Annotated in this window: 22 protein-coding genes; 18 read left to right on the forward strand and 4 right to left on the reverse strand. The window is 69.0% G+C overall.

The features are described from left to right. Positions 1-63: 63 nt before the first annotated feature. Positions 64-270, forward strand: a complete 207-nt coding sequence (locus tag J2739_RS11705) for a hypothetical protein (RefSeq protein ID WP_309901716.1) — start codon at positions 64-66, stop codon at positions 268-270. Between the two features lie 26 nt (positions 271-296). On the opposite strand, the gene J2739_RS11710 is transcribed toward J2739_RS11705, so the two are convergent. Both J2739_RS11710 and J2739_RS11715 read right to left on the reverse strand, forming a co-directional pair. After that, entirely contained in the window at positions 297-1,292 is a 996-nt protein-coding gene (locus J2739_RS11710) for a chemotaxis protein CheB (RefSeq protein ID WP_309901718.1), read from the reverse strand. A gap of 100 nt (positions 1,293-1,392) precedes the next feature. Then, entirely contained in the window at positions 1,393-6,021 is a 4,629-nt protein-coding gene (locus J2739_RS11715) for a PAS domain S-box protein (RefSeq protein ID WP_309901720.1), read from the reverse strand. 275 nt (positions 6,022-6,296) lie between these two features. Between J2739_RS11715 and J2739_RS11720 the strand changes: the two genes are divergently transcribed. From J2739_RS11720 to J2739_RS11760, 9 genes are all read left to right on the forward strand, one after another. After that, a complete protein-coding gene (locus J2739_RS11720; protein ID WP_309901722.1) occupies positions 6,297-6,635 on the forward strand; it encodes a hypothetical protein in 339 nt (112 codons plus the stop codon). Between the two features lie 162 nt (positions 6,636-6,797). Then, the gene (locus tag J2739_RS11725) at positions 6,798-8,168 is read left to right on the forward strand and encodes a sigma-54-dependent transcriptional regulator (protein ID WP_309901724.1); all 1,371 of its coding nucleotides are present in this window, start codon (positions 6,798-6,800) and stop codon (positions 8,166-8,168) included. Between the two features lie 220 nt (positions 8,169-8,388). Next, complete coding sequence (locus J2739_RS11730) at positions 8,389-9,060, forward strand: phosphoribosyltransferase (protein WP_309901726.1); 672 nt, start codon at positions 8,389-8,391, stop codon at positions 9,058-9,060. Between the two features lie 77 nt (positions 9,061-9,137). Then, positions 9,138-9,824, forward strand: a complete 687-nt coding sequence (locus J2739_RS11735) for a dienelactone hydrolase family protein (RefSeq protein ID WP_309901729.1) — start codon at positions 9,138-9,140, stop codon at positions 9,822-9,824. A 79-nt stretch (positions 9,825-9,903) separates the two neighbouring features. Then, the gene (locus J2739_RS11740) at positions 9,904-10,569 is read left to right on the forward strand and encodes a hypothetical protein (protein ID WP_309901731.1); all 666 of its coding nucleotides are present in this window, start codon (positions 9,904-9,906) and stop codon (positions 10,567-10,569) included. A 170-nt stretch (positions 10,570-10,739) separates the two neighbouring features. Then, positions 10,740-11,081 carry a hypothetical protein gene (locus J2739_RS11745; protein WP_309901733.1) on the forward strand — a complete coding sequence of 114 codons (342 nt, stop codon included), beginning with the start codon at positions 10,740-10,742 and terminating at the stop codon, positions 11,079-11,081. A 90-nt stretch (positions 11,082-11,171) separates the two neighbouring features. Continuing rightward, entirely contained in the window at positions 11,172-11,768 is a 597-nt protein-coding gene (locus J2739_RS11750; RefSeq protein WP_309901735.1) for an RNA polymerase sigma factor, read from the forward strand. 287 nt (positions 11,769-12,055) lie between these two features. After that, positions 12,056-12,676 carry an anti-sigma factor family protein gene (locus tag J2739_RS11755; RefSeq protein ID WP_309901737.1) on the forward strand — a complete coding sequence of 207 codons (621 nt, stop codon included), beginning with the start codon at positions 12,056-12,058 and terminating at the stop codon, positions 12,674-12,676. Positions 12,677-12,681: 5 nt separating this feature from the next. Continuing rightward, entirely contained in the window at positions 12,682-13,533 is an 852-nt protein-coding gene (locus J2739_RS11760; RefSeq protein WP_309901739.1) for a caspase family protein, read from the forward strand. A 155-nt stretch (positions 13,534-13,688) separates the two neighbouring features. Here the strand turns inward: J2739_RS11760 and J2739_RS11765 are convergent, their stop codons facing one another. Then, positions 13,689-14,315 carry a TetR/AcrR family transcriptional regulator gene (locus J2739_RS11765; RefSeq protein WP_309901741.1) on the reverse strand — a complete coding sequence of 209 codons (627 nt, stop codon included), beginning with the start codon at positions 14,313-14,315 and terminating at the stop codon, positions 13,689-13,691. A 122-nt stretch (positions 14,316-14,437) separates the two neighbouring features. Between J2739_RS11765 and J2739_RS11770 the strand changes: the two genes are divergently transcribed. Continuing rightward, the gene (locus J2739_RS11770) at positions 14,438-14,941 is read left to right on the forward strand and encodes a DinB family protein (RefSeq protein ID WP_309901743.1); all 504 of its coding nucleotides are present in this window, start codon (positions 14,438-14,440) and stop codon (positions 14,939-14,941) included. Between the two features lie 166 nt (positions 14,942-15,107). Here the strand turns inward: J2739_RS11770 and J2739_RS11775 are convergent, their stop codons facing one another. Continuing rightward, complete coding sequence (locus J2739_RS11775) at positions 15,108-16,067, reverse strand: alpha/beta fold hydrolase (protein ID WP_309901745.1); 960 nt, start codon at positions 16,065-16,067, stop codon at positions 15,108-15,110. Between the two features lie 177 nt (positions 16,068-16,244). Here J2739_RS11775 and J2739_RS11780 point away from each other — a divergent pair, with 177 nt between their 5' ends. From J2739_RS11780 to J2739_RS11810, 7 genes are all read left to right on the forward strand, one after another. Then, positions 16,245-16,817, forward strand: a complete 573-nt coding sequence (locus tag J2739_RS11780) for a hypothetical protein (protein ID WP_309901747.1) — start codon at positions 16,245-16,247, stop codon at positions 16,815-16,817. Positions 16,818-17,044: 227 nt separating this feature from the next. Then, positions 17,045-17,617 (forward strand): hypothetical protein, encoded by a 573-nt coding sequence (locus tag J2739_RS11785; protein WP_309901749.1) that lies wholly within the window; start codon positions 17,045-17,047, stop codon positions 17,615-17,617. A gap of 70 nt (positions 17,618-17,687) precedes the next feature. Then, positions 17,688-18,017: a hypothetical protein gene (locus J2739_RS11790; protein WP_309901751.1), complete on the forward strand. Its 330-nt coding sequence runs from the start codon at positions 17,688-17,690 to the stop codon at positions 18,015-18,017. A gap of 30 nt (positions 18,018-18,047) precedes the next feature. Then, positions 18,048-19,763, forward strand: a complete 1,716-nt coding sequence (locus J2739_RS11795; protein WP_309901752.1) for a DUF4384 domain-containing protein — start codon at positions 18,048-18,050, stop codon at positions 19,761-19,763. After that, entirely contained in the window at positions 19,747-20,175 is a 429-nt protein-coding gene (locus tag J2739_RS11800; protein WP_309901754.1) for a hypothetical protein, read from the forward strand. The genes J2739_RS11795 and J2739_RS11800 overlap by 17 nt, the downstream gene beginning before the upstream one ends. A gap of 33 nt (positions 20,176-20,208) precedes the next feature. Beyond that, positions 20,209-20,931, forward strand: a complete 723-nt coding sequence (locus tag J2739_RS11805; protein WP_309901755.1) for a GIN domain-containing protein — start codon at positions 20,209-20,211, stop codon at positions 20,929-20,931. Between the two features lie 25 nt (positions 20,932-20,956). Further along, positions 20,957-21,619 (forward strand): OmpA family protein, encoded by a 663-nt coding sequence (locus tag J2739_RS11810; protein WP_309901757.1) that lies wholly within the window; start codon positions 20,957-20,959, stop codon positions 21,617-21,619. The last annotated feature ends 47 nt before the right edge of the window (positions 21,620-21,666 follow it).

The raw sequence follows: 21,666 nt of genomic DNA on the forward strand, positions 1-21,666 counted from the left end.
AAAAGGACGGCACCTACATCCATCCACCGGATCACCGAAATCATGGGGTTCAGGAGTTCGGACATGAAGAGTTCAGTCGCATCTTGGCGCGAGAAGAGCGGCAGCCGGCGCGCCTCTCGCTGGATGACGATCCTGCTGGCGTTCCTGATCGCAGGCGGCGTCGCCTTGATCTTCATCTGGCTGCAGGAGCCGCCCCCGGGGGTGGGGGCGAGCGGCGGTGGTGCAGGCTCGGGCCAGACCCAGTCGCAGCAGGCGCAAGTGAAGCCCTGAGTGCCTGCGCGAGGGCCCGAGCACGTTCACGCGCTGCGCTCTGCGCCGTCCTCGATCATGCGCGTGAGCTTCAGCGCCTGTTCGCGGACTTCGTCTGCGCGTCGTTCGCCGACCTTGGCCTCCGCAGACCGCCCGCTGCTGCGCGCCACTGCCGCGAGGCGCCGCAGCAGCATCTCCTTTTCCTGCAGCGCGCGCGCGCTGCTCCAGAGCGCCGCCTCGACCGTTTCTCCCTGCGCGTGCTCGAGGCTTCGCGGCGAGTAGGCATGCCCCGTGTGGCAGCGGTAGCGCACCGGGCGGGCATCGGTCAATTCGAACAGGCTGCCGCCGCAATCGGGGCAGGTCAGGCCCGAGGCCTTTCCGAGCTGCAAGAGGTTGTCCATGACGTCGATTCCTTGATTGATGCGGACCTCCCGCGCCACAAGCTCCGGCGCGGGGGCCGCGGCAGGTCCGGCCACGGACACGCCGGCCACTCGCGACACCAAGGCCGCGGCGATTTCGCCGACCGGCAAACACAGGTCGATGGCCACATTGTTCAGCGCATTGCGCGGCATCTCGGGCTCGGTGGCGGTGGACGGATCCTGCACGATCGTGAAGCCCCCGCAGGCCTTCACGGCCTGCATGCCTGCGGTGCCGTCGTCCAGCTGGCCGCTCAGCAGGACGCCGATGGTTTGCGCGCCCCAGTAACAGGCCGCAGACCGAAACAGCGGGTCGATGGCCGGTCGCGCATGGTTCTCCTTGGGCCCGCGCACCAGGCGGATGCGATCGGCCTCCAGCACCATGTGGCAATCCGGTGGCGCGACATGGATGGTGCCGGGCTGCGGCAGATCGCCGTCCGCGGCGTGTCGTGCCGGATTGGGCCCCCGGCTGGCCAGCAGTTCCGGAAGGATGCTGGGATGGGCCCCGATGTGCTGCACCACCAGCACCGTCGCCGGAAAACCTGCCGGCAGGCCGCCGGCCAGTTCCATCAATGCCTGAACACCGCCGGCAGAGGCCCCGATGACCACGGCGTAGGGTCGTTCCATGGCGTCACGCTTTCAGGCAAAAAGAAATTGTGCGCCGATGCTGCGCACCCGAGCTGTCGGACGACGCCAACAGAGGCCCGGTCGACACCGCGCGCGGCGCTCAGGCGTCGGGCTTTTCGCCTGCAAGGCGAAGCCGGTGCTCGTCGATCAGCTTGCGCAGCTGGGCGAGGTCCACGGGCTTCGTCAGATGCGCGTCGAAACCCGCGGCCAGGGTATCGCGCACGTCGCTTTCCTGGCCCCAGCCCGTCGTGGCCAGCAGCAGCATCTTCCCTGCGCCTTCCGAGGCGCGCAGTCGCCGCGCGACCTCGTGCCCATCGAGGTCGGGCATGCCGATGTCGATCAAGGCGACGTCGGGATGGTCCTGCAGCGCGATGCGCAGCGCTTCTTCGCCGCCGCCGGCCATCAGCACCCGGTAGCCGGCCAGTTCGAGCAGCTTGGCAATGCCCCACGCGGCATCCGCGTTGTCGTCGGCCACGAGCACGCTCACCGAGCCGGGACGCGCTGGTTTCATCGTCGAGGCACGGGCAGCGACGGCAGCGGCGACCTGGCGCGGCCCCGTGGTCCGCAGCAAGGGCACGCCGAAGCGGAACTGGCTACCCTGGCCCGGGCCGGGGGAGGTCGCCTCGATCCAGCCGCCGTGCAACTCCACGATGCTGCGCGACAGCGCCAGCCCGATGCCCAACCCGCCGGCGCCGCGCTCGCGTCCGCGCGGCGCCTGCGAGAACATCTCGAACATGCTCTCGATCTCGGACTCGTCCATGCCGATCCCGTCGTCGGAAACGGTGACGACCACCTGGTCGCCCGAGAGCTCGGCGGACACGCCGATATGGCCGTGCGGCGGCGTGTACTTGGCCGCATTGCTCACGAGGTTGCTCACCACCTGCGCAAGGCGCAACGGATCGGCGTCGACCTCCAGCTCATTCGCCGGCAAGCGCACGGACAGTTGATGGCCGGCCGCATCCACGATGGGCCGCGTCGCTTCCAGCGCCGACTCGACCACGCCTGAAATGCCGGTGGGCCGCTTCTGCATCTCCAGGCGGCCGAGGCGCAATCGCGAAATGTCGAGCAGCTCGTCGAGCAGCGCCCCCATCGCCGCGGCCTGGCGCCGCACCACCTCCGTGGCCCTGGCGCGCTCGGCATGGCGGGTGTCGTCCGTGTCGAGGATCTCCGCCGCGGAGGCGATCGAGGCCAACGGGTTGCGCAACTCATGCGACAGGATCGCGAGGAAGCGGTCCTTGGCCGCATCGGCGGCCTCCAGCGCCCGCCGCGCATCCTCGGTGTCCTTCAAGGACTGCACCAGTTCCGCCTGACTGCGCTCGGCGGCCTCCTGGGCCTGGCGCACCGCCGTCTGGTCGCGCAGGATCTTGACGAAACCGACCGCCTGCCCCGCGGCGTCCCGCATCAGCATCATGGCGCCGCTGGCCCAGAAGCGACTGCCGTCCTTGCGCTGGTGCGGGCGATCGTCGGACGCGCGCCCTTCCGTGCGCGCCAGCCGCGCCTCGCGCTGCGGTGCATGCACGGCCCGGTCCTCGTCGGTGAAGATCAGGTCGGCGAGATGGCCGAGGACCTCTTCCTCCGCGTAGCCCAGCAGCCGCTGGGCCCCCGTGTTCCAGGTGGTGATCCGGCGCTCCAGGTCCATCGAGAAGATGGCGAACTCGCTGGCGTTCTCGATCACCATGCGCAGCTGCTCGCGGCTCTCGCGCAGCGCCGCCTCCACCTGCTTGGTGGCCATGATGTCCCGCGCCGTGGCGGTGCCGGCCATGACCCTGCCGCTTTCGTCGCGGATGGGCGACCAGGTCAGCGCCACGTCGATCAGCGTGCCGTCCTTGCGGCGGCGCACGGTCTGGAAGTTCTCGACCGTCTGGCCGGCCACGAGCCTTTCCATCAGCATGTCGATCTCGTCGCCACCGTCGGCGGAGAGAATGGACAGCGGCTGTCCGATGGCGGCTTCCGCGGTGTAGCCGAAGATCTTCTCGGCGCCGCTGTTCCAGCTCACGATCGTGCGGTCGAGCGAGAAGCTCAGGATCGCATCGCTGGACGAGGTCACGACCGCCGACAGCCACAGCCGCATCTCCTCCGCCTGCTTGCGCTCGGTGATGTCGACGAAGGACAGCACCACACCGGCGATGCGATCCTCGATGGTCCGGTAGGGCAGGAGCCGCGCCAGGTACCAGCTGCCGTCGGCCTGGCCCACCTCGCGTTCGATCGGCACCAGGCGCTCGAGCACGCGTTGCGCGTCATCGCCCAGCTCGGGGTAGCGCAGCTGCGTCGTGAGGTCGGTGAGCGGCCGCCCCAGGTCGGTCGGGATCAGGTTGAACAGCGTGACGGCCGAGGGCGTGTAGCGCGTGATGCGCAGCTCGCGGTCGAGGAACACCGAGGCAATGGCCGTCGCATCCATCAGGTTCTGCATGTCGCTGTTGGCACGCCCGAGCTCGTCCACCTTGTTCTTGAGCTCGTGGTTGACGGTGGTCAGTTCCTCGTTGATCGACTGCAGCTCCTCGCGGCTGGTCTCGAGCTCCTCGGTGGCCGAGCGCAGCTCCTCGTTCATGGCCTGCAACTCCTCGTTGCTGGCCTTCAGTTCCTCGGTGGAGGTTTCGTACTGCTCGACGGTGTCGCGCAAATGCGTCTTCAGCCTTTCGAGCTCGCGGTCGAGGTGCCGCGCCACCGGGTCGGGCTCGGCACGCACCGCGCCGGGACCGGGCGCCGCGGAGGATGCCGAAGGGGCCCGCGCCTGCATCATCACGAGGTACATGTCGGCGCCGAGATCGCTGGCCGGCGTGACCGCGATGGACACCGTGAGGGCTTCGCCGTGGACCTCGATCGGCATGGCGAGCACCTCGACCTTCGCCTGGGTCTGCGCCGCCTGGTAGAGCGCCGCCCGCAGCTCGATGCGCAGGCCCGGGTTGACGGCGCGCAGCAGGTTGTGGCTCGGCTCGCCCGCGCTGAACTGGAGGAAGCGCCCGGCACTGGGCGACAGGTGCACGATCTCGTATTCACTGTCGATCAGCACGGAGGGCGGCGCCAGATGCTCCAGCAGCCGCATGTGCAGCTCGCTCCAGGAGGCCTGCCGGCTTTCGGTCGCCGGCGGCGGCCGCTGGGCCGCCGACGCCCCCTGCAGGAAGGCGCTGCCGGCGACGACGGGGCCTTCGCGCGCCGCGTGCCGGGCTTCCAGTGCCCCGGCGATGGTGCCGGGCCCCGAGGGCACGGGAAGCCCGACGCGCGGGCTGGCGCGCTGGACATAGATGCGGTGCTTCTTGTCGAGTACGGTGAACAGCTGGCTGCCGTCCTCGACCGATTCCGACGCGCCGAGGAACAGCCGCGCGCCCGGCCGCAGCGCGAAGTTGAAGGTCTCGAGCGCGCGCGCCTGCGCCTCGCGGTTCAGGTAGATCAGGAGATTGCGGCAGCTCACCAGGTCCAGGCGCGAGAACGGCGAATCCTTGAGCACGTCGTGCACCGCGAACAGCACCATCTCCCGCAGTTCGCGCCGCACCCGGTAGCCGCGATGCTCCTTGATGAAGAAGCGGCGCAGGCGCTCCTCGGAGACATCCGCTTCGATGGCGGTCGGGTAGATGCCGTCGCGCGCCGCCTTGACGGCTTCTTCGTCCAGGTCGGTGGCGAAGACCTGGATCAACGGCGGCGCGTCGAGCAGGCGGGCCTGCTCGCTCAGGAGCATGGCGATGGAGTAGGCCTCCTCGCCGGTCGCGCAGGCGGCGACCCAGACGCGCACGCTGTCGGTCGGGCTCTTGTTGGCGAACAGCAGGGGGATCTGCGCCTCCAGCGCGGCAAAGCAGTCGCTGTCGCGGAAGAAGTTGGTCACGCTGATCAGGAGGTCCTGCAGCAGCGCGCCGGTCTCGCCCGGGCGAGTGCGCATGCAGCCCAGGTAGCCCTGCAGGTCGTCGATGCCGTTGACCTGCATGCGCCGGCCGATGCGGCGGAGGACTGTGGCACGCTTGTAGTGCGAGAAGTCCCGGCCGGTATGGGTTCGCAGGAAGGCCAGCACGTCGCGAAGCGCGGTTTCGTCGACGCCGGCTGCGGCCTCCCGTGCCTGCGCCACCGATGGCGGCTCTTCGGGCGGCAGGCGCAGCGACTCCTCGAGCTGGTAGTACTTGAGCACCTTCTCCCCGACCTCGGCGACCGGCAGGACCCAGTCCACCATACCGGTCGCGATCGCGGCGCGCGGCATGCTGCCATGCTCGGCCTCGTCGGGGTCCTGCGCGACCGTGAGGCCGCCACGCTCCTTGATGCGCTTGATGCCGATGGCGCCGTCGCCGTCGGCGCCCGACAGCACGATGGCCGCCGAGCGCGGCCCGTGCGTGTCGGCCAGCGTGCGGAAGAACAGGTCGACCGCGACATGGCGTCCGCGGTCCGAGTGGAGTTCGCCCAGTCGCAGATGGCCATTGATCGCCTGGAGCGACTTGCGCGGCGGAATGACATAGACCGTGTTGGGCTCGATCTTGAGCGTGTCCTGCACCTGCAGCACCGGCATCCCGGTGGAGCGCTGCAGGAGTTCCGCCAAGGTGCTTTCGTGCTCCGAGGACAGGTGCAGGACGACCACGAAGGCCAGCCCGGAGTCGTTGGGCACGGATCTGAAGAAGGTGCCGAGCGAGGCGATGGCGCCTGCAGAACCGCCCAGCCCCACCACCGGCACCTTGGAAGCCGACATCGGATGGACATCGTCGTGGCGTTCGGCGTTGGCTTCTTCGGCTCGGTCTGGACTCTGTTCGCTCATCCTGCCCTCTGTGAAAGGCGGCGATTATGCGTCGGCCGCCCGGGGCGACTTCGCGCGTCGACAGCTCGATCGTGAAGAGCAATTGTGCGCCTCGGGGCCTGTGCGATGGACGGCCTTCCGGATGCCCGCGTCGGCAGCCGCGGCATGCGTCGCCGTTGTTGCGGCAAATTTGTCCGATGGTCGGGTCGTAATTGCGCCTCGGGGTCCGGGCTCCCCGGGGGCAACACCCAGGCACGCGCCTTGCGATCACAGGATCGCAGAGCGGACAGCACATCATGAATTCCGAGGAAATTTCCCCCACGTCCGGCGCTCCCAGTGCGCCCGCCATCAACAAGCTGGAGCATCGCTTCACCTATCGAGGGTGGGATATCGCCGTCCAGCTGGATGGCATGACCCGGGACGGATGCGTCTCGGGCCATGCCGACCTCAACGCGGGCGCCTACCGGTGCCGCGTGGTGTTCGCCAGTCCGCACTACGACGGAGCCAGCGCGCTGCAGGCGCTGGCCAGGCGGGCCCGGGACCTGGTCGACGACCGGGAAGCGCTTGCCGCAACGATCGAGCGCCGGCCTGATGGAGGTCGTGTCGACGGGGCCGGCTCCAATTCCGGTTCCTGAGCAAGGAGGCGCGCAGCGCGCGCTGACAGGCCGACAGCACGCGCGCCGACAGGACCGCCCAGGCGTCGGGCCTTGAACCTTTCCCATGGCGGACGACAATGCCGGTCCAGAGACTGCCCCGGCGCCCAGCGCCGGGTTCGTGGCCATCGGCCGGAGGGCAAAGTGGGACATGCGTTGATCGTGGAAGACGAGCCGGACGCGGCGCGGATGCTGGCGGCCCTTGTCGCGCGCGAGGGGCACACCGTCGCGACCGCAGGATCGCTGGCGGATGCACGCCGCTTCATGGCGATGCATGCGCCCGACCTGCTCCTGCTCGACCTCAACCTCCCGGACGGCAACGGCTTCGCGCTCTTCTCCGACAAGGACCTGCTCGCCGACACCGAGGTCGTGCTCATGACAGGCCAGGCCAGTCTCGAAACATCCATCGAAGCCTTGCGGATGGGTGCAGCGGACTACCTGGTGAAGCCGGTCAGCCCGAAACATCTGTCGGCCTTGCTGTCACGCCTGATGAGGCCCTCGCAGCTCAAGGCCGAGCTGGCGCAGATCGAGGAAGCCTGGCGCACCAGTGGCCGCTTCGGTCCCTTCATCGGCGCGTCGCAGGCCATGCAGCGCGTGTACCAGCAGATCGCGCGGGTGGCTGCGACCTCGGTGACGGTCTTCGTGCAAGGCGAGAGCGGAACGGGCAAGGAGCTGGTGGCGCGTGCCGTGCACGACCTGAGCCGCCGGCGCGACGGGCCCTTCCTGGCGATCAACTGCGGCGCGATCTCGCCCCAGCTCATCGAGAGCGAGATCTTCGGCCACGAGCGGGGCAGCTTCACCGGCGCCGAACGCCAGCACCAGGGGCTGTTCGAGCGCTCGCACGGCGGCACGCTGTTCCTGGACGAGGTGACCGAAATGCCCGCCGCACTGCAGGTGAAGCTGCTGCGCGTCCTGGAAACCGGCACCTTCATGCGGGTCGGCTCCAGCGAGTTGCGGCAGACCGATGTGCGCCTGATCGCCGCGACCAACCGCGACGTCGAGAAGGCCGTTGCCGCGGGCACGCTGCGCGAGGACCTGCTCTACCGTCTCAACGTCTTTCCGATCGCCATGCCGCCGCTGCGGGAGCGCGACGGCGATGTGGCCTTGCTGGCAGAGGCCTTCCTCGCGCAGATGTCGCAGAAGGAAGGCGTGCAGAAGCACTTCGCGAGCACCGCCCTGGCGCGGCTGACGGAATATTCCTGGCCGGGCAATGTGCGGGAGCTTCGCAATGCGGTGCAACGCGCCTGGGTGATGGCCGGGGGCACGGAGATCGGTGAGGAATGGTTGCCGCGCACGCCGTCGTCCGCCGCCGCGCGGGGCCCGGAACCGGCCGGCTCCGCCGGCACCGCAGGCCCGCGGATCAGCATCCCCGTCGGCACCAGCCTGGCGGACGCCGAGCGGCAGCTCATCCTCGCGACCTTCGAGCACTGCGCAGGGCAGCGGGAACGCACGGCGGCACTGCTGGGCATCAGCATGAAGACGCTCTACAACCGGCTGAAGGAATACAAGCTCTAGCACCGGCGCGCACGGCAGCGCCGTTGAAAGATCCGTCTCGGATTCTTCCGGACGCCGTCCTACAGACCCCCCACCGCCAAGGCTTGCAAAGTCGAGGGGACGCGTGCGAGCGCGCGCAGTTGCTTGAAGGAGGCATGGGCTTGTAGGAGGCACGGGCGCGTTCGAGTCTGCACCTCCTCCTCGAAGAACTTTGGAACGTCGGCGCAAGCCCAGGTTTGAGATGAGCACGGGTTCTCTTTTTCGCGACCGCCGGCAGGCAGGCAAGGCGCTGGCGCAGGTCCTCGGCGCCTACGCAGACCGGCGCGATGTGCTGGTGCTGGCCTTGCCGCGCGGCGGCGTCCCGGTCGGCTTCGAAGTGGCCGTGGCGCTGCGCGTGCCGCTCGACGTCTTCATCGTGCGCAAGCTCGGCGTGCCGGGCCGCGAGGAGTACGCCATGGGTGCGATCGCCAGCGGTGGCGTTCGCGTGTTGAACGAGAGCGTCAGGCGCCTGCTCCACATTTCCGAAGCGGCCATCGAGGAGGTTGCCAGGGCCGAGCAGCAGGAGCTGCAGCGGCGCGAGCAGCTGTACCGCGGTGCCCGGCCGCCCCCCGATGTGCGCGGCCGCGCGGTGCTCGTCGTGGACGACGGGCTCGCCACCGGCTCGACCATGCTGGCCGCGATCCGGGCCCTGCGCGTGCAGCAGCCGGCGCGCATCGTGGCCGCCGTGCCGATCGCCTCGGCCGAGACTTGCGAGGACCTGCGACGCGAGGCCGACCATGTGGTCTGCGCCAGGAATCCCGAGCCCTTCGTGGCCGTCGGCCAGTGGTACGAGAACTTCGCGCAGACCACCGACGAGGAAGTCCGCGAGTTGCTCGCGCGGGCCCGCCTCGACGCCGCCGCGCATGGCACCTAGGGAACGGCCATGACCACAAGCACGAACGAAGGCGGCTCGAGGCGCTTTCCGGCAACCAGCGCCGGGGGAGCGTCGCCATGAAGCCTGAATCCCCAGGCGTGACCGAGCAGCGTCCGCTGCGCATTCCGCTCGGCCCCGTCACGCTGGACGCGGACCTGGGGCTCCCGGCCGAGGCCGCCGGCCTGGTGCTGTTCGCGCACGGCAGCGGCAGCAGCCGCTTCAGCCCGCGCAATCGCCACGTGGCGCGTCAGCTGCAGGAGGCTGGGCTCGCCACGGTGCTCGCGGACCTGCTGACGCCGGAGGAAGAAGCGATCGACGAGCGCACGCGCCATCTTCGCTTCGACATCGAGTTGCTGGCACAGCGGCTCGCCGGCGCCACCGACTGGCTGAACGCCCAGCCGCAACTCGGCCCTCTGAAGGTGGGCTATTTCGGCGCCAGTACCGGCGCAGGTGCCGCGCTGATGGCCGCGGCGCGGCGTTCTGGCGCCGTGCAGGCGATCGTCTCTCGCGGCGGACGTCCCGACCTGGCCGGTGACGCCCTGGCCCACGTGCTGGCGCCGACGCTGCTGATCGTCGGCGGCGAGGACGTGCCGGTGATCGACCTGAACAGGCAGGCGCTCGCAAGGCTCCCGGGCGAGAAAGAGCTGGTCATCGTCCCGGGCGCGACCCATCTGTTCGAGGAAGCGGGCGCGCTCGACGCGGTGGCGCGCCTGGCGCGCGACTGGTTCCTGCGCCACCTGGCGCGTCGATCCGGCGCCACGTGAGTGTCTCTTCTGTAGCAATCAGGACCTCCCGCATCGAAAGCATTCGTGATCCGTCATTCGGCGCCGCAACGGAGCTCACATGGTCGAAAGCACAAAACCCTTCCTGTTTCCCACCGCCAAGAACCACGGCACGTTGCCGAAGACGGACGCGCCTCCGGCACGGGAGCCCAGCGAATCGGCGCTGGACCATGGCGTGGAAGAATCCTTTCCCGCCAGCGATCCGGTGTCCGTCACCCTGGACAAGGTGAGCGCGCCCCAGGCGGTGTCTGCGCACGGTCCGCATCGAAGCTCGACCCGGCCGGTGCTGCGCACGGCACTGATCGCAGGCGCCGGCGCGAGCCTGTTTTCCACGGCGGCCCTGATGCTGCTGGGACGCCGCCATGCCGGCAGTCCCTTCGCCGGCACCAATGCCGTCAGCCATTGGCTCTGGGGCACGGAAGCCTTGACGGCCGATCGGCCCAGCCTGCGTCACACCGCCATCGGCTACGCAACCCATCACCTGGCAGCCACCTTCTGGGCCGCGCTGTATGCGTGGGTTCTCGGTCGCCGCGAAGCTCGAACGGTTCCTGAAGAGCTGGCGGGGGCGGCCGCGATGACCGCCGTGTCGTACATCGTCGACTACACCGTGACGCCCGAACGGCTGCGGCCTGGCTTCGAGCATCGGTTGCCCGGGGGCGCCTTGTACGTCGTTTACGGCGCATTCGCGATCGGCCTCGCGGCAGGATGCCGGCTCGCCAGGCGCTGATGCAGGTCCTGCCGCGGGTCCGCAGGACCTGTCATCCATTTGCGACTGGCGGCGCCCGCACCTTCGTGCTTAACTCGCCCGGCCTGGACAATCGGCTCTGAGGGGCTGCGACGCGCTTCGTGGCCGTGTCCAACCGGATGAGGGGCGCCCTCGTCCCCCTGATACCAAACATGAATTCGCCACGACCCCCTACCCCGCACGAGTTCGCCGTCCTGCGTGTGCTTCGCGCCGAGGCTGAGCACCTGCCGCGCATGGCCGCAAGGATCGCGGCGACCTACCTGCCGACCATCGAGTTGCCCACCGCCTGGCGGCAGGTCCTGGCCAGGGCGCTCGAGGAACGAGCCGGTGAGCTGACATGTCCGCCGATCGATGAGCTGCACGCCGAGTACGGCCGATGGGGCGCATGGCTGCCTGCCGCGTATCACGGCGACGCCACGGATGCGCGCTTCTGGCTGGTGGGCGTGCAGGGCCACGCCGCCGAATACCTGCCGCGCTCCCCTCCCGTGCCGTGACGGGCCCGACCTGCTCGCGCGACCCCCCTGCAAATCGGACAGGAACGTTATATTGCGTTACCGTCACTGCCGCCCACCGCCATCGCCCGCATGGACAACGACGAGGTCAATCAGCTGCTCGTACGCATCGGCCGCGAAGACCAGGCGGCGTTTCGCCAGCTGTACAAGGCCTTCAGCCAAAGGGTTTTTGCCTATGTGCTCAACATGCTGAGCGACCATGCGCGTGCCGAGGAAGTCCTGGTGGACACGCTGTACGAGGTCTGGCGCCACCCCGAGCGCTTTCGCGGCGACTCGCAGTTCTCCACCTGGCTGATCGGCATCGCGCGCAGGAAGGCGCTGATGGTCTATCGCGCGCGCCGGCCCGACGAGGTGCATGGCGACCTCGAAGACATCGCCGACACCACCGCCTCCGACACGCCCGACGGCTTCGCGGAGCTGGCGGGCAAGCAACGGCGCGAAGGCGTGCAACACTGCATGGGCAAGCTGTCGGAGGAGCATCGCGAATGCCTGCACCTGGTGTTCTACGAGGGCATGGGCCTGGCCGAGGTGGCGGAAATCCAGAACTGCCCCGAGGGCACCGTCAAGACCCGCCTGTTCCACGCCCGCCAGAAGATCAAGAAATGCCTGCAGTCGCTGCTGCGCAGCGAAGGGACGGCCGCTGACGCCAAGGGCGCGCTCGCCTCCTGAGGCCTGCTTGCGGTGGACCTGGCATGGCGCAAAAATAATCTGAACCATCCGCCGGTCGCGCGCAACCCAGAGGCGACACGGGCATGTCCCGTGCAGGTAGATCGGGGTCCCGGCGGCCGGCGCGCACTATATTGCGTGCACTCGGCGGTCGCCGCTTGCATGGACAACGATCGGGTCAGTCACGGGCTCGCACGGGCCGAAGGATTCTTGGTGGTCACCATGGTCGAGATCTTTTCATCGTTGCCGCACCGCAAGGGCGCGCGCGCAGCCGCGGGAGCACGGGCATCATGAACAACCAGCGCTTCGAAGAACTGCTCCCCTGGTACGCCAACGGCTCGCTGGGGGCCGAAGACCGTGCCTGGGTCGATGCCTACCTGGCGCAGAACCCCGAGGCCCGCAGCGAGCTGGACTGGTACCGCTCGCTGCAGGCGCGCGTCCGGGAAAGCGCCCCGGCCGTGCCGGCCACGATCGGCCTGGCGCGCGCCATGCGACTGATCCAGGGCGACCGCCCGACGCTGGCCGAGCGCATCGGCGCCTTCTTCGGCAACTTCGGCATGCGCCCGAGCCTGGCGCTGGCCGGGCTGGCCCTGGTGGCGGTGCAGGGCGGCGTGATCCTGAACCTTCTGGGCCACGCCCGCGAGGATGCTGACGAGATCCGCGCGCTGCACGCCGTGCGCGTCACCGAAGCCCCCATGCTGAAGATCAGCTTCGCCCCCGACGCCAAGGAGGCCGACATCCGGCTGCTGCTGGTGCAGATCCAGGGCGAACTGGCCGGCGGGCCGGGGCAGCTCGGCGATTACTACCTGCGCGTGCCGGCCGGCAGCGAAGCGGCGGCCCTTGCACGGGTGCAGGCCGCCCCGATCGTCCAGACCGCCTCGCTGGCACCCGGCGTGCCGCCTCGGGAGTAACCGCCATGGCCACGCTGCCGACCCGCCGTACGCTGCTGCGCTGCGCCGTGGGCGCCGCCGCAGCGCTGCCTTTCCGTGCCGCGCTGAGCGCCCCCCCCGCCGGTAACGCCAACCCCAACGCCGCCGAGTCGCGCATCGCCCTGGTGATCGGCAATGGCGCGTACCGCGCCGCCCCGCTGACGAATCCGCCCGGCGACGCCGTGGCCGTCGCGGCCGCGCTGCGCGGACTGGGCTATGACGTGACCCTGCGCCAGAACACGCGGCTGCCGGACCTGATCGAGTCGCTGCGCGAGTTCTCCTTGCGCGCCCCGAAGGCGTCGGTTCGCATGCTGTTCTATGCCGGCCACGGCGTGCAGGTGAAGGGCCGCAACTACCTGGTGCCGATCGACGCCGACCCGCAGACGGAAGAGGAGATCCAGCGCCAAAGCGCGGACGTCGGCGAGTTCGTCGACCGGCTCAGCGCGATTCGCAACGGCATCAACATCGTGGTGCTCGACGCCTGCCGGGTGAATCCCTTCGCTGGCGGCGTCATCGTCGGCCCGGACGGAAGGCGGCTCAAGTTCCGCGGCGCGACGCCGGGCGGCCTGGCGACGCTCGACGCGCCCGTGGGCACCCTGGTCGCCTTCTCGACCGCACCCAACGGCGTGGCGCTCGACGGCGCCAGCGGCAAGCACAGCATCTACGCCCGCCATCTGCTGGCCAACCTGCCGACGCCAGGGCTGCAGATCGAGCAGCTCTTCAAGCGGGTGCGCATCGGCGTGGCCGAAGACACCGGCCGCGCGCAGGTGCCCTGGGAGTCGTCGAGCCTGACGGCGGACTTCTGCTTCAAGACGGATGACAAGGGGCGCTGCGGATAGCGAAGCGGAATCGAGCGGGTCGTCGAAGCCTTCGTCATCCAGGCGACGGGCTGTATGAAAAGTCATGGGGCACGGATGCATCCCGCGCCCAAGTGACGCGCTGATAGCGCGCGCCAGCCGCGGTCGCGCCGGCGCGATCGTGCCGCCGTTGCGCCTCAGCCCTTCAGATAGCGAGTCACGAGGCGTGCACCCTCGTCGGTGAGCGCCTCCATCTGATCGTCGGTGAGCATTTTGGATTGGTGCAGCACCGCGTTGTGAGTCAGTGCCTCGATCGTCGTCACGCACACGAACGATGCGAGCTCCAGGTCATCGACACCGAGTTCACCCCGGACTTTCTCGAGGTAGGCCTTGAACAGGGTGAAATTCTCACGACTGAAGACGTCCAGCTTCTCGAGCTTGCCCACGCGCGGAATCTGCTCGGCGAGAACCCGATGCAGGGGAGGATCGAGACGGTGCGCTTCCAGCGCGACTGCCACGAACTTGCGCATCGCCTCGTCCACCGGCAAGGCCGCCGCCTGCGCCAGCTCGCTGCGCACCACTTGCATGATCTCCTCCTGGTGGCGTTCGATCACGGCGGCGACGAGTGCCTCCTTGCCGGGGAAATATTGGTAGAGCGAACCGATGCTGACCCCCGCGACATCCGCGATGCGATTGGTGCTGGCCTTGTCGAAGCCTTCCCTGACCAAAATGCGAGCGGTCGCCTCCACCAGGCTGTCGACGGTGGCGCGCGAGCGCTGCTGAGTGGCGAGTTTCCTGGGTCGGATGACTGGCTTGCGCGCCATGTCCTCGGTGCCTTCAATGCGAGTGGCAAAAGCGAATGATCGCTCATATTCTTGGTGAACGCCAACGCACCACGGCACCCGCGTGTGATGCCTGTGGCGGAATTTCTCAGGAGACCCATGACATGGATGACACATTGCACCGCCTGTTCAAGTACAAGGCTTGGGCAAACGACCAGCTGTTGACGGTGCTGGCACGGCTCGGCGACGACTCTCCGATCACCGCACTGGCCCTCAAGGCCTTGAGCCACACCTACGTCGTCGACCGGATATTTGCCGCGCACGTCAGGCGTGAAGCTCACCGGTACACATCGGCCAACCTGCAGGAGACGCCGGGCCTCGAGCAACTGTCCGCCGACCTCAGAAGCAGCGACCAGGACTACATCGCGTACGTGGCGGCGCTCGGACGCGACCAGTTGGCCGAATGGATCGACTTCACGTTCACTGACGGCGCGCCGGCCCGCATGTCGCGCGAGGAGATGCTCATGCACGTTGTCACGCACGGAACAGGCCATCGTGGACAGGTGAGCGCTGTGATGCTGCTCCATTCGGCCTCGCCGGCCAAGGATGGTTTCACGACGTACCTGCACGAGGCGGAACCGGCGACGAGAGGGCGGGCTGCGGCCTGAACCCCGCAGGACGACGCGTGCGCGCCATGGCTAGGCCTCGTACTCGAGATCCGCAGTGGCACCGACCAGCACGCGGCGCACTTCGCACATGCGCGGCGGCGCACAGACGTCGCAGAGCAATGAAGCGTTCGACGCAGGATTTCTGTCATTGCTGCGCGCCAAGAACTCAGGCGTGGTCTTCCAGGAAGCGCTCGAGTTCTCGCGCGAAGCGCAGCGGCTCGCTGACATGCGGCGAATGGCCGGCGCGCGGGTACACCGAGACCTGCGCATGCTTCACCGTGTCGCGATACCAGGCATCCAGCGGCAAGCCGGCATAGTGCGGGCTGCGCGCGCCGAGCACGACCAGCAGTGGCGCATCGAGGCGCGACAGCGAAGCGCGGAAGTCGGCCACCGCCATCGACTCCGCGAGGTCGAGCAGCGGCCGGATGTCGATGCTCCCCAGGCGCCGGCGCAGCATCCGTCCGAGGGGCGCCTCGACGCTGAGCTGGCGCCGCAGCCAGGCGCCGCCGATCGCACCGACCTCGTTCAGCAGCGTCTCGGCCAGGTCCTGGCGCGCGCCGGCGATCAGGCCCGACAGCATGGTCGCGCTGCAGCCGCCGAACAGCCCGAGGCGCCAGCCGTCGTCCGTCACGATGCGCGGCGACTGGTCCACCAGTGCCACGGCCGCCACCCGCTGGGTGCCATACGAATGCAGGTACTGCATCAGCGTCAGGGCGCCCATGGAGTGGCCGACCAGCACCGAACGCTGCAGGCCGAAGTGGTCGAGCATCTCGGCAAGGTCGGTCGCCAGTCGCCCCAGCGTGATGCTGCCGCGCACCGGCCGGCAGCTGCCATGGCCTCGCGCGTCCCAGGCGAGCACGCAGTGATGCCGCGCCAGCCGCCGGGCCACCGGCATCCAGTCGCGATGGGAACATCCGACCCCATGCACCAGCACCAGCGGCGGGCCCTTGCCGAGGACGTACACCGGAACGACCTGGCCATCGCCGGCAATGAAGCTGTCGTAGTCGCCGGCTGCCGGCGTGCCGAGGCTCACCAGCCCGAAATTGCGCAGCGCGCTCAGCGTGCCGCGCAAGCCCGTCAGGCGTGGCGGGTGGGGTGGCGGTTCAGGCGGAGCCCTGTCGAGCATGGCGGGCCATCCTACGCTGGCGCGCGGCCTGCCCGAAATCGGAGCGAACCCTTCTCGGCCGCCTGCCGCGAAATCGTTTGAACCGTTTCCGAAACGGCCGCAACCCATGGAGCGGGAAGGCAGGCAGATCGGCAAGCCCCACCACTCACCTCGTTCCATCACTCTCAGGAGATCATCATGCACATCGTCCGCAAAGCTTCCGCCCTCGTCGCCCTCGGTCTCGCCTTCGGTGGCGCGATGGCCGGCGAGATCACCGGTTCCACGGTGCTGTCCACCGGCGCCGTCAACACTTCGGCCGGCTTCCTGGCCACGGCGCGCCAGAACATCGGCGTGGCCGAGCAGAACGGCAAGATCACCAACAGCACCGTGATCGTCAACGGCGCCAACAACACCGCCGCAGGCTTCCTGTCGACGGCGACGCAAAACGTGGGCCGCGCCACGCAGAACGGCAAGATCACCAACAGCACGGTCATCGGCAACGGCCTGAACAACGTGGCGGCCGGCTTCCTCAGCACCGCCACGCAGGAGGTGGGCTTCGCCAAGGACAGCGGCACGGTCGAGAACTCGACGGTGATCGCCAATGGCGCCAGCAACACGGCAGCCGGCTTCCTGTCCACGGCACGCCAGCAGATCGGCGGCGCGCAAGGCAACGGCAAGCTGTCGAACTCGACGGTCATCGCCACGGGCTCGGTGAATACCGCCGGTGGATTCCTGTCCACCGCCGACCAGAGCATCGGCGTCGCCAAGTAAGCCACTGACGGCCGATTCGAAAGCTCCGCTCGTCCGACCCGCCCGCGCACCCGCGCCGGCGGGTCGCCTTTTTTTCGCGTCCTTCAAGAAGCTTCGCGTCTTCCGCCCACCGATGTCCGCTGTGAATTTCGCTTGAACCGTTTGCGAACCCGCCGCAACCCATGGAGCGGAAGGCAGGCAAGTTCATGCCGCCAACCAGTCCCCCCCAACCATCCAGGAGAACCACCATGCAAACCGCTCCCAAACTTTCGATCCTCGCCGCGCTCGGCCTCGTCTTCGGTGCCGCCATGGCCGGCGAGATCACCGACTCCGGCGTGTTCTCGACCGGTGCCGTCAACACCTCCGCCGGCTTCCTGTCCACCGCGCGGCAGAACGTCGGCGTGGCCGAGCAGAACGGCAAGATCCGCAACACGGCCGTGATCGTCAACGGCGCCGTCAACACCTCGACCGGCTTCCTGGCGACGGCCAACCAGAGCATCGCCCGCGCCACCCAGAACGGCCAGATCAGCCAGACCGCCATCGTCGCCCAGGGCGTGAACAACACCGCGGCCGGCTTCCTGAGCAACGCCAACCAGGAAGTGGGCTTCGCGAAGGACGACGGCAAGGTCCAGGGCAGTTTCGTCGGCGCCACCGGCGTGAGCAACGTGGCCGGCGGGTTCCTGGCCTCGGCGCACCAGCAGATCGGCGGCGCCCAAGGCAGCGGCAAGCTGACGAACTCGACGGTGCTCGCCACGGCCCAGGTCAACACCGCCGCCGGCTTCCTGTCCACGGCCGACCAGAGCGTCGGCGTCGCGAAGTAAGGCCTTCTTGCTTCTTCCTTCCCGCGCCGGCGTTCCCACCGCCGGCGCTTTCCCCACCCAGGAGACCCCCATGAATGCCAGCCTCGCCCTCACTGCCCGCCTCGTCCTCGCCGCCGTCACGCTGGGCGCCGGCGCCCACGCCTTCGCGGGGCAGGAACTTCTGGGCGTCGATACGCGCTTCCGCGCGAAGATCGCCAAGGAGAAGATCCGCATCGCCGCGCAGGAGCGCAAGGCCGACGAGCAAGGCAAGTCACAGGGAAACTCCTCGGACGCCAGCAGCTGCGGGAGTCAGAGCATCGGCAACATCGACACCGGCGGGCGCATCGGCGCCTCGCCGCGCGAAGTTTTCGTGTTCGCGCCCAACGCGATCAACATCGTCGGCCGCGGCGGGTGCCGCTGAGCGGAACGCCCCGCAGAAGGGAGATCTCACATGAAACCGCCCCAAGTCGCGCGCCTCCTCGCGCTTGCCGCCAGCCTCGCTGCACTGGCCGGCTGCCAGACGCTCGAGGTCAAGCAACCCACCATCGACCAGACCAACGAAATCCGCAAGGGCCCCGAAGACCGGCCCCAGCGTTCGATCACCGGCTTCTCGCATGCACTGCGGTGCATGGACACGCTGCTGCTCGACTACGGCGTGCGTGACGTGACGATGCTGACCGAAGAAATCTCCGACGAAACGAAGAAGCTGAACGCCGGCACGCGCGACATGCTGATCTCGTCGGTGTCGGACATGTCGCGGCGCAGCCGCGCGGTGCGCCTGGTCGCCTTCGGCAAGGACACGGCGAATGTCATCAGCTACCTCGCCTCGGCGCAAAGCGCTGCGGCCTACCAGGCCATCCCGCTGTACGACATCAAGGGCTCCGTGTCGCAGTTCGACGAGAACCTGATCAAGAACCAGAAGGACCTGGGCATCGGCTTCGCGCCCTTCATCAACCTCGGCGCGGCAAAGGATGCGGGCTCGAGCATGCTCGCGCTCGACCTGAGCGTGCTGACGACCAGCGACATGGCGGTGCTGGCGGGCGTCACCTCGCGCAACTCGGTGATGATCCTGAAGCAGGGCAGCGGCATCGACGGCGACGCGGCGTACCACAAGTTCGGCATCAACTACAGCATGAACCTGGCGAAGGCCGAAGGCCAGACGCAGGCGCTGCGCGGGCTGGTCGAGCTGGCCGCGGTCGAGCTCATCGGCAAGCTGACCAAGACCCCCTACTGGAGCTGCCTGGGCGTTTCCGACCCGAAGAAGAACGACGAGACGCGCCTCGAAATGTTCGACTGGTACCACGCGATGGCCGCGACCCGGATCGAGCTGATCGCCTACTTCCAGAACCAGCTGCGCCGGCGCGGCTTCTACGACGGCCCGATCGACGGCGAATTCAATCCGGCCATCGACGAGGCGATCTCGAACTACCGCGCCGCGCTCGGCCTCAGCCGCGAGGCCGTGCTCAACGAGGAGTTCTTCTACGCATTCCTCGCCGCCGATCACACCCGGATCAAGCGACCGGAGCAGCCGGCACGCTATGTCGCGCCGGCCTCGGTGGCCGCAGCCCCCGGATCGAGTCCGGTGGCCGCATCCGCTGCGACCGCGACAACCGCGACAACCGCGACAACCGCGACAACCGCGACGACCGCAGCGACCGCAGCGACCGCGGCGACAGCGCCGGCCGCATCAGCCACCAAGACCGCAGCCACTCCGGCAGCCGAGACGGCCCATGCACAGGCGGCGCCGCTCAAGCTCTCGCTGACGAGCCCGAAGCCGCAGACCCGCTTCGCCCGCGGCGAGTCGATCAGCCTCGCCCTCGCGCCCTCGCAGGACGCCCATGTGTACTGCTACCTGCAGGACGAGGAGGCCAAGGTCATCCGCTTCTTCCCCAATCGCTTCGCCCGCGACTCGCGCGTTGCCGCGGCCCAGCCGCTCACCTTGCCCGGCGCGATGCGCTTCCAGCTGACGATGAACACGAAGGGCGTGCCCGAAACCATCTCCTGCTTTGCCACGCAGCGCGACGTGATGGCTTCGCTGCCGCAGGCGCTGGTCGGCACCGACTTCGAACCCTTGCCCGGCGCCTCGCTCGAACTGATCCGCGGCGCCTTCCTCAAAGCCAGCGGCGGCACGCTCGCCCAGGAGAACTTCCGTGTCCAAGCCAAATGAGTCCCGTCCTGGCCGTGCGAAGCAGCTCGGCATCCGCCTGGCCGCCGTGAGCGGGGTCGCCCTGGTCGCCGCCATCGGCGCCCTGCAATTGCCCCTCGGCGCAAGCGCAGGTGTCGCCGCCGCAGGCACCGACGATCGCGTCGTGTCCCAGCTGCCGCCCACGCCTGCACCCCCGGTCGCCGCCGCGGCATCGAGCCAGCGGGCAACGGGCACCTACCAGCTGCGCTGCTGGCAGTACGGTCGCCTGCTGTTCGACGAGGGGCCGGTCACCCTGGGCCCCGAGGCACGGCAGGGCGCGAAGCTGGTGGCGACCGATCGCCACGGCGGGACGGTGATCGTCACCGAAGCCGGCTGGACCACCTGCCAGGCGCGCCCCTTCGCAACGGAGCGCAACCTCGCGCTGCCGCGCTGAGGCCGGCGCCCGCAGCCCGCAAGGAGCCGCACCATGAACGGATTCGACCACCGGCATTCGGTGCGAGGGGCGCTGCGAGCCGCGGCCTCGGCCGCGGTTCTTGCCGCACTCCTTGCCGAGCCGGCCGCGGCCGCCACCGAAAGCCGCAGCGTCGCCGGCTTCGACGAGGTCGTGTTCGCGGTCGCCGGCGAGGTCAGCGTCGAGCAGGGCCCGCACGAAACGCTGGCCGTCGAAGCCGAGCCCGCAGTGCTGCGCAAGATCACGACCGAGATTCGCGACCGGCGCCTGCTCATCGGCCTGTCGCCCGGCCGGATCGAGACGCAGCAGCCGATCCGGATGAAGCTCGGCGTGCAGACGCTGCGCGCCTTCGAGTCGCGCACCGCCGGCACGATCCGCATCGGACCGCTGCGCAGCGACGCGCTCGCGCTGGTGCTGGCGGGCGGCGGCTCGATCCGGCTCGATCGCCTGGACAACGCGCGCAAGCTCGACGTGAAGATCACCGGCGCCGGCGATGTCGCCGTCGGGGGCGGCACGGTGACGGCCCAGCAGCTCGCCATCGCGGGCATGGGCAGCTACACCGCACCCGGGCTCGCCAGCGAACGCGCCGAGGTCGCCATCGACGGCAACGGCGAAGTCGAGCTGGCCGCCAGCCGCACGCTGGCCGTGCGCATCGGGGGTGTCGGCCACGTGCGCTATCACGGCGACCCGGCCGTGACGCGTTCGATCCGCGGCATCGGCACGATCGAGAAAGATTGAACCGGGCGGGTGGCACGCGCAACCCATGGGCATCGACGAATTCAACGTCACGCCCAAGGAGCCCGAAATGACCCGCTACCTCAGCACCCTCGCCCTGGCCCTCGCCGCCGCCTTCCTCACCCCGCAGGTGCGGGCCGAGAAGGTGATCGTCTATCGGGAAGGCCAGCTCGTGAATCCGCACGACGTGGCGGCCGTGCTCGGCCACAACACCCGTTCGATCCGCCTGCTCGACGATGCTCCCGCCGCACCCACTCCCACGAAGTACGTCGCTGCGGCCGCGGTCGCGCTGGCGAAGACCTCGGCGCGTCCCGCGGCCCCTGCCGCCGCCGCGCACGACGAGGTGCCCGCCGACGCCTCGGCGCTGTCGCTGCCGGTGCGCTTCGCCTTCGACTCCACCGAGATCCTGCCTGCCGCACGGACCCAGCTCGACGCGCTGGCCGACGGCATCAAGCTGCTGGCGCCGAACAGCATCATCACGGTCGAAGGCCACACGGATGCCGTCGGCACCGAGGCCTACAACCTCGAGCTGTCGCGCGGCCGGGCCCGTGCCGTGCGCGACTACCTGGTGCAGCGCCACGGCATCGATGCCGCGCGCCTCAAGACGGTCGGCTACGGCGAAAGCCGGCCGGTCGAAGACGCCGACCCCTACGCTGCCGTGAACCGCCGCGTGCAGTTCCGCGGCAGCTGAACGGACGTCCGCATGCCTCGGCGGCTTGTGCCGCCTCGACGCAGCGC

The organism is Variovorax soli, from assembly GCF_031454625.1.
GTDB lineage: Bacteria > Pseudomonadota > Gammaproteobacteria > Burkholderiales > Burkholderiaceae_C > Variovorax > Variovorax soli_A.

Bases quoted from the DNA above. Each gene is read 5' to 3' on its own strand.
- J2739_RS11715 (WP_309901720.1), bottom strand. From the start codon at position 6,021: ATGAGCGAACAGAGTCCAGACCGAGCCGAAGAAGCCAACGCCGAACGC.
- J2739_RS11780 (WP_309901747.1), top strand. From the start codon at position 16,245: ATGCACATCGTCCGCAAAGCTTCCGCCCTCGTCGCCCTCGGTCTCGCC.
- J2739_RS11730 (WP_309901726.1), top strand. From the start codon at position 8,389: ATGAGCACGGGTTCTCTTTTTCGCGACCGCCGGCAGGCAGGCAAGGCG.
- J2739_RS11760 (WP_309901739.1), top strand. From the start codon at position 12,682: ATGGCCACGCTGCCGACCCGCCGTACGCTGCTGCGCTGCGCCGTGGGC.
- J2739_RS11740 (WP_309901731.1), top strand. From the start codon at position 9,904: ATGGTCGAAAGCACAAAACCCTTCCTGTTTCCCACCGCCAAGAACCAC.
- J2739_RS11720 (WP_309901722.1), top strand. From the start codon at position 6,297: ATGAATTCCGAGGAAATTTCCCCCACGTCCGGCGCTCCCAGTGCGCCC.
- J2739_RS11765 (WP_309901741.1), bottom strand. From the start codon at position 14,315: ATGGCGCGCAAGCCAGTCATCCGACCCAGGAAACTCGCCACTCAGCAG.
- J2739_RS11735 (WP_309901729.1), top strand. From the start codon at position 9,138: ATGAAGCCTGAATCCCCAGGCGTGACCGAGCAGCGTCCGCTGCGCATT.
- J2739_RS11810 (WP_309901757.1), top strand. From the start codon at position 20,957: ATGGGCATCGACGAATTCAACGTCACGCCCAAGGAGCCCGAAATGACC.
- J2739_RS11755 (WP_309901737.1), top strand. From the start codon at position 12,056: ATGAACAACCAGCGCTTCGAAGAACTGCTCCCCTGGTACGCCAACGGC.
- J2739_RS11705 (WP_309901716.1), top strand. From the start codon at position 64: ATGAAGAGTTCAGTCGCATCTTGGCGCGAGAAGAGCGGCAGCCGGCGC.
- J2739_RS11785 (WP_309901749.1), top strand. From the start codon at position 17,045: ATGCAAACCGCTCCCAAACTTTCGATCCTCGCCGCGCTCGGCCTCGTC.
- J2739_RS11770 (WP_309901743.1), top strand. From the start codon at position 14,438: ATGGATGACACATTGCACCGCCTGTTCAAGTACAAGGCTTGGGCAAAC.
- J2739_RS11745 (WP_309901733.1), top strand. From the start codon at position 10,740: ATGAATTCGCCACGACCCCCTACCCCGCACGAGTTCGCCGTCCTGCGT.
- J2739_RS11795 (WP_309901752.1), top strand. From the start codon at position 18,048: ATGAAACCGCCCCAAGTCGCGCGCCTCCTCGCGCTTGCCGCCAGCCTC.
- J2739_RS11710 (WP_309901718.1), bottom strand. From the start codon at position 1,292: ATGGAACGACCCTACGCCGTGGTCATCGGGGCCTCTGCCGGCGGTGTT.
- J2739_RS11790 (WP_309901751.1), top strand. From the start codon at position 17,688: ATGAATGCCAGCCTCGCCCTCACTGCCCGCCTCGTCCTCGCCGCCGTC.
- J2739_RS11750 (WP_309901735.1), top strand. From the start codon at position 11,172: ATGGACAACGACGAGGTCAATCAGCTGCTCGTACGCATCGGCCGCGAA.
- J2739_RS11775 (WP_309901745.1), bottom strand. From the start codon at position 16,067: ATGCTCGACAGGGCTCCGCCTGAACCGCCACCCCACCCGCCACGCCTG.
- J2739_RS11805 (WP_309901755.1), top strand. From the start codon at position 20,209: ATGAACGGATTCGACCACCGGCATTCGGTGCGAGGGGCGCTGCGAGCC.